Origin of the sequence: Streptomyces sp. NPDC059010 (assembly GCF_042740355.1) — a bacterium.
GTDB lineage: Bacteria > Actinomycetota > Actinomycetes > Streptomycetales > Streptomycetaceae > Streptomyces.
The window spans coordinates 196,188-202,401 of the sequence record NZ_JBHYJA010000015.1 but is presented as its reverse complement, the minus strand read 5'-3'; the positions used below and the strand labels follow the sequence as shown (position 1 = coordinate 202,401).

Below are 6,214 nucleotides of genomic sequence, written 5' to 3'. Positions count from 1 at the left end.
CTCCACGCACGCGTGGAGGCCGCTTCCGCGTCCGTCAGCCGAACCGCCGCACCCCCGACGGCGTCACCACCGCGTGCACCGGACGGTCGTGCGGCTCCTCGGGGACGCGCTCGACGACCTCGGAGTCGTACAGCAGCACCACGAGCGCCGGATGGGCCCGCGCGCGTTCCAGACGGGCCAGGACACGGTCGTACGACCCCCCGCCGCGCCCCAGACGCATCCCGCGCGCGTCGACCGCCAGACCCGGCAGCAGCACGACGTCCGCCTCGGTCACGGCATCCGGGCCGAGGCGCTCCCCGGCGGGCTCGAAGAGGGCCATCCTTCCGCCGTGTTGGACCCGCGCGAGGGAGTCCTCGCCGGTGTACGCGCCCCAGTCGAGATCGTTGTCCGGCAGCAGCGCGGGGAGCAGGACGCGCACGCCACGCGCGCGCAGCGCGTCCAGCAGCGCGAGCGTGCCGGGCTCGCTGCCGACGGAGACGTACGCCGCCACCGTGCGCGCCCGCGCCAGTTCGGGCAGCTCCAGTGCCCGCCCGGCCAGCGCGGTCGCGGACGCCCGCACGTCATCCGCCGTCAACCTGCCTCTCACCGCGAGGAACTCTCGCCGCAACATTCGCTTGTCAGGCTCGGCCGCACGTCCGGCGTGACTCATGGGTCGCTCCCGTTCCGTTCCCAATGTGCTCATAAGAGAGCCAAATAACCGGAGCCTCAGATTCCTTACAAAGGCACCGGATAAGGTGGCGGGCATGACTCAGTCCCACCCTCGGATCAGCAAGGCTGTCATCCCCGCAGCGGGTCTCGGTACCCGCTTCCTGCCGGCCACCAAAGCCACTCCCAAGGAGATGCTGCCGGTCGTCGACAAGCCGGCGATCCAGTACGTGGTCGAAGAGGCCGTGTCCGCCGGTCTCGACGACGTCCTCATGATCACCGGCCGCAACAAGCGCCCCCTTGAGGACCACTTCGACCGCAACTACGAGCTGGAATCCGCACTTCAGAAGAAGGGCGACGCCGGCCGGCTCGCGAAGGTGCAGGAGTCCAGCGACCTCGCCACCATGCACTACGTCCGCCAGGGCGACCCCAGGGGCCTCGGCCACGCCGTGCTGTGCGCCGCCCCGCACGTCGGCCACGAGCCCTTCGCCGTCCTCCTCGGCGACGACCTGATCGACCCGCGCGACCCGCTGCTCAAGCGGATGGTCGAGGTGCAGGAGCAGCGCGGCGGCAGCGTCATCGCGCTGATGGAGGTCGAGCCCGAGCAGATCCACCTCTACGGCTGTGCGGCCGTCGACGCCACCGAGGACGGCGACGTCGTCAAGGTCCACGACCTGGTCGAGAAGCCCGCCGCCGCGGACGCCCCGTCGAACTACGCGATCATCGGCCGCTACGTCCTGGACCCGGCCATCTTCGACATACTGCGCAAGACCGAGCCGGGCCGCGGCGGCGAGATCCAGCTCACCGACGCCCTCCAGCAGCTCTCGCAGGACGAGAAGGTCGGCGGCCCGGTGCACGGCGTCGTCTTCAAGGGCCGCCGCTATGACACCGGCGACCGCGGCGACTACCTGCGTGCCATTGTCAGACTCGCGTGCGAACGTGAAGACCTGGGCCCGGACTTCCGGACCTGGCTTCGCAGTTACGTAGCCGAGGAGATGTAGGGATTTGAGCACCGCCGCGCCCCGCCCCGCCGACCAGGACCACCTCTGGTCGGTGGACGAACACCTGGAGGACATCCTCACGACCGTCCGCCCCCTCGAACCCATCGAGCTGCAACTGCTCGACGCCCAGGGCTGTGTCCTGGTCGACGACGTCACGGTGGCGGTCTCCCTGCCGCCGTTCGACAACAGCTCCATGGACGGGTACGCGGTACGGGTCGCGGATGTCGCGGGCGCGAGCGAGGAGTTCCCCGCCGTCCTGGAGGTCGTCGGGGACGTCGCGGCGGGCCAGGCCGAACTGCTCCACGTGGGCCCCGGCCAGGCAGCCCGGATCATGACCGGCGCACCGCTGCCGCCCGGCGCCGAGACCGTCGTCCCGGTGGAATGGACCGACGGGGGCCTCGGCGAGGGCCCGGCGACCGGTATGCGCGCCCGCAGCCTCGCCCCCGAGGGCGCCGGCGGCGAGGTGCAGGTCCACCGGCCGGCCGAGGCACGCGCGCACGTACGCGCGATGGGCAGCGACGTGAAGGCCGGCGACCGGGCGCTCCGGGCCGGCACGGTCCTCGGGCCGTCACAGATCGCCCTGCTCGCCGCGATCGGCCGCGGCACGGTACGCGTCCGCCCGCGCCCGCGCGTGGTCGTGATGTCCACCGGCAGCGAACTCGTCCAGCCCGGCGAGGCCCTGGGCAGCGGCCAGATCTACGACTCCAACAGCTTCTCCCTCACCGCGGCCGCCCGCGACGCCGGCGCCATCGCCTACCGCGTGGGCGCCGTCGCCGACGACGCCGAGACGCTCCGTTCCACCATCGAGGACCAGCTCGTCCGCGCCGACCTGATGGTCACCACCGGCGGTGTGAGCGTCGGGGCGTACGACGTCGTCAAGGAAGCCCTGTCCCACGTCGGCGACGAGGACGAGGCCGGCAGCGGCATCGACTTCCGCAAGCTCGCCATGCAGCCCGGCAAGCCCCAGGGCTTCGGCTCCATCGGCCCCGACCACACCCCGCTGCTCGCCCTCCCGGGCAACCCGGTGTCGTCGTACGTCTCCTTCGAGATGTTCGTGCGCCCCGCGATCCGCACGCTGATGGGCCTGGAGGACGTCCACCGGCCCCGCACGACCGCGACGCTGACCGCCGACAAGGCGCTGACCTCGCCGAAGGGCCGCAGACAGTTCCTGCGCGGGACGTACACGGAGGGCGAGGTCCGGCCGGTCGGCGGTGCCGGGTCCCACCTGATCGCGGCCCTCGCGCAGGCGGACGCGCTGATCGTCGTCCCCGAGGACGTGGAGAGCGTCGAGCCCGGCGCCGAGGTCGAGGTGGTCCTGCTCGGCTGAGCGGCCCTGGTTGGCGGTACCGTGTCGCGCACACACGGCCCGTGCGCCGCACCGCGACGGGCCCGGACCGGGAGCGCCACACGATCATGACTGTGCCTTCCCGGGGGGAGACCCCCGGACCCGCTGCGCAGGACCTACCCACGCAGGACCGACTCACGCACATCGACGACGCGGGCGCGGCCCGCATGGTCGACGTCTCCGGGAAGGACGTCACCGCGCGCACGGCCCGCGCCAGCGGACGCGTCCTCGTCTCGCCCCGCGTGGTCGAGCTGCTGCGCGGCGAGGGGGTACCCAAGGGCGACGCCCTCGCCACCGCGCGCATCGCGGGCATCATGGGCGCCAAGCGCACCCCGGACCTGATCCCGCTCTGTCACCCGTTGTCGGTGTCCGGTGTGAAACTGGATCTGTCGGTCGCGGACGACGCCGTGGAGATCCTGGCCACCGTGAAGACCACGGACCGCACGGGCGTCGAGATGGAGGCCCTCACCGCGGTCTCCGTCGCCGCGCTCACCGTGATCGACATGGTGAAGGCGGTCGACAAGGGAGCGGTCATCACGGACGTACGGGTGGAGGAGAAGACGGGCGGCAAGTCGGGCGACTGGAGCCGGGCATGACATATCGCGCTCTTGTGGTCACCGCCTCCAACCGGGCCGCCGCCGGGGTCTACGAGGACAAGGGCGGCCCGCTGGTCGCGCACGGCCTGAAGGGCTTCGGCTTCGCGGTCGACGGCCCGCAGATCGTGCCCGACGGCGACCCGGTCGGCGCCGCCCTGCGCGCGGGCGTCGACGCCGGGTACGACGTCATCGTGACCACCGGCGGTACCGGCATCTCGCCCACCGACCGCACGCCCGAGGCGGCCCGGGAGGTGATCGACTTCGAGGTGCCGGGCATCGCGGAGGCGATCCGGGCGTACGGCAGGGAGAAGGTGCCGACGGCCGCGCTCTCCCGGGGCCTGGCCGGAGTGGCACGGGGGACGCTGATCATCAACCTGCCCGGCTCCAGCGGCGGGGTGAAGGACGGCCTGGCCGTCCTGGAGCCCCTCCTGATCCACGCCGTCGACCAGATCCGCGGCGGCGACCACCCCAGACCCAGCAGCGGGGGTGCGAGCTGAACAGCCCATCCTGGCCCGTCGTGCTGAGGGACGGCGACATCGTCCTGAGGCCGATAAAGATGCGCGACCAGCGGGCCTGGCGCGAGGTCAACCGGCGCAACCGGGACTGGCTGCGGCCGTGGGAGGCGACCATTCCGCCGCCCACTCCCAGCGGGCCGATCGCGCACCGGCCGACCTACCGCCAAATGGTCCGGCATCTGCGCTCCGAGGCGAACGCCGGCCGGATGCTGCCGTTCGTCATCGAGTACCAGGGGCGGCTGGTCGGGCAGTTGACGGTAGCCGGGATCACCTGGGGCTCGATGTGCTCAGGGCACGTCGGCTACTGGGTGGACGAGGCGGTGGCGGGCCGCGGCGTGATGCCGACGGCCGTCGCGCTCGTCGTGGACCACTGTTTCCGGACCGTAGGTCTGCACCGCATCGAGGTCTGCATTCGCCCCGAGAACGGGCCCAGCCGCCGGGTCGTGGAGAAACTCGGATTCCGTGAGGAGGGGCTGCGGCCGCGATATCTCCACATCGACGGGGCCTGGCGGGACCATCTCGTCTTCGCGCTCACGGCGGAAGAGGTGCCGGAGGGGTTGCTGAGCTGGTGGCAGCGGGCACGCTCTCAGAAGACGCCGCACTCGAAGCCGCAGAACACCCAGGGGAATCCCGCCTAGCCCCGGAAATTGAATAAGTGTTCGAAATTGATCGCCGGATGACCGGCTCGGGGCATTAAATTCGCGCCCCGAGCGGGCTGCTGATCGCATCGGTCACAAAAAAAGTTCGAAATATCAGCCAGATCGTGCGACACACCGGCTCAATTGGCAGATGGCCTCAAGCAAACCCCTCTACCGTGTGAGGCGTGAGCAGCAGCGGCCTCATCTACGCAGTCATTGTCGGGGCCTGGGCCGCCTACTTGGTGCCGATGTGGCTCCGTAGGCAGGACGAGCTGAACGAGGCCCGTCCGACGGAACGCTTCAGCACAGCCATCCGGTTGCTGTCCGGACGGGCGGGGATGGAGCGCCGGTACGCCAAGGACCAGCGTGCGCGCTCCACCGACGAGGGGGAGCCCAGCGCCGATGACCCGGGCGATGTCACCGAGTCGGTGGACGTCCGGGCCTTTGCCGTACCCCCGACCCGTCCGCAGACCCAGGCGACGGTCCAGGCACAGCCGCCGGGACGCCCGGAACCGGCGTCTGAACAGACGTCCAGGCCGGCACCCGAACGCGGCACGGCGTCCGCGCCCGAACCGGGCTCCGGCCCGACGGGCCCGGCACGCAAGGCACGTCCGAGGGTGCCCGCCGCCCGGCGCGCACCCGCGGACGAGGCGGCCGCGGCACGCGCCCGCCGTACGAAGGTGCTGGCGCGGCGCAGGCGTACCACCGTCGTCCTCTTCCTCGCCTTCACGCTCGGCGCGATCGTCGCCGCCGTCGGCGGGCTCGCGTTCCTGTGGGCGCCCGGCATCCCGGCCGTGCTCCTCAGCGGATACATCGCGTATCTGCGCACCCAGGAGCGCCGCCGCTTCGCGTACCAGATGGACCGGCGCCAGGCCGAGGTCGCCGCCCAGCGGGTGCGCGAGCATGCCCGTCAGTCGCGCCGGCGCGGCGCCGCCGAGGGCGCCGACGGTGTCGACGAGTCCGACGAAGGGGCCGAACCAGGTACCGGCACCGGGATGTCCGCGCTCGCCGCGGACCGGCGCGCCCTCGTCGAGCAGACCGACCACGCCGAGTGGGTCGACCAGCAGCGTGAGCGGCAGCGGCGGCCCGGGCGCGGCGACAGCTGGGACCCGGTCCCGGTGCCGTTGCCGACGTATGTGACCGCGCCGGTCGCGCCGCGGGCCACCTCCACCGTGGATCTCGGGGCGCCGGACACCTGGAGCTCGGCCCGGTCGAGCGCCGTCGGGCGGGACCGGGACCGGGAGGCGGGTGCCGACGCCGGGGACGGTGCCGCGCGGGGCGATCAGTCGCCGGACGCGGCGCACGGCGAGGAGAAGGGCGAGGGCGGCGGTCGTAGCGACGCCCGCCGGGCCGCATCCGCTCGCCGGGCGCGGGAGCGGGGCCGTACGCCCCTGTTCGACCAGTACGAGGACGGCGAGCGGCCCCGCGCGGCCAACGAGTAACGGATTTCCGAGCAGGCCGATCGGGGTGCTAA

Annotated in this window: 7 protein-coding genes; 6 read left to right on the top strand and 1 reads right to left on the bottom strand. The window is 72.2% G+C overall.

Annotated features, from left to right (window positions below; all coding sequences use genetic code 11):
- Positions 1-34: 34 nt before the first annotated feature.
- The gene (locus ACFWYS_RS18665; protein ID WP_384769608.1) at positions 35-649 is read right to left on the bottom strand and encodes a 5-formyltetrahydrofolate cyclo-ligase; all 615 of its coding nucleotides are present in this window, start codon (positions 647-649) and stop codon (positions 35-37) included.
- A gap of 94 nt (positions 650-743) precedes the next feature.
- Here ACFWYS_RS18665 and galU point away from each other — a divergent pair, with 94 nt between their 5' ends.
- From galU to glpR, 6 genes are all read left to right on the top strand, one after another.
- Positions 744-1,646, top strand: coding sequence for a UTP--glucose-1-phosphate uridylyltransferase GalU (gene galU / locus ACFWYS_RS18660; RefSeq protein ID WP_384769605.1), 903 nt, complete (start codon positions 744-746; stop codon positions 1,644-1,646).
- Positions 1,647-1,650: 4 nt separating this feature from the next.
- Positions 1,651-2,973 (top strand): gephyrin-like molybdotransferase Glp, encoded by a 1,323-nt coding sequence (gene glp / locus ACFWYS_RS18655; RefSeq protein WP_384769603.1) that lies wholly within the window; start codon positions 1,651-1,653, stop codon positions 2,971-2,973.
- An 86-nt stretch (positions 2,974-3,059) separates the two neighbouring features.
- Positions 3,060-3,587, top strand: coding sequence for a cyclic pyranopterin monophosphate synthase MoaC (moaC, locus tag ACFWYS_RS18650; protein WP_384769600.1), 528 nt, complete (start codon positions 3,060-3,062; stop codon positions 3,585-3,587).
- Entirely contained in the window at positions 3,584-4,084 is a 501-nt protein-coding gene (locus ACFWYS_RS18645; protein WP_384769597.1) for a molybdenum cofactor biosynthesis protein B, read from the top strand. The genes moaC and ACFWYS_RS18645 overlap by 4 nt, the downstream gene beginning before the upstream one ends.
- A gap of 20 nt (positions 4,085-4,104) precedes the next feature.
- Positions 4,105-4,740 carry a GNAT family N-acetyltransferase gene (locus tag ACFWYS_RS18640; RefSeq protein ID WP_384769595.1) on the top strand — a complete coding sequence of 212 codons (636 nt, stop codon included), beginning with the start codon at positions 4,105-4,107 and terminating at the stop codon, positions 4,738-4,740.
- Positions 4,741-4,925: 185 nt separating this feature from the next.
- Entirely contained in the window at positions 4,926-6,182 is a 1,257-nt protein-coding gene (gene glpR / locus ACFWYS_RS18635) for a gephyrin-like molybdotransferase receptor GlpR (RefSeq protein ID WP_384769593.1), read from the top strand.
- Positions 6,183-6,214: the final 32 nt, after the last annotated feature.

Excerpts from the sequence above, each read along its gene's own strand:
- ACFWYS_RS18665 (WP_384769608.1), bottom strand. The coding sequence starts at position 649 with ATGAGTCACGCCGGACGTGCGGCCGAGCCTGACAAGCGAATGTTGCGG.
- moaC (WP_384769600.1), top strand. The coding sequence starts at position 3,060 with ATGACTGTGCCTTCCCGGGGGGAGACCCCCGGACCCGCTGCGCAGGAC.
- galU (WP_384769605.1), top strand. The coding sequence starts at position 744 with ATGACTCAGTCCCACCCTCGGATCAGCAAGGCTGTCATCCCCGCAGCG.
- ACFWYS_RS18645 (WP_384769597.1), top strand. The coding sequence starts at position 3,584 with ATGACATATCGCGCTCTTGTGGTCACCGCCTCCAACCGGGCCGCCGCC.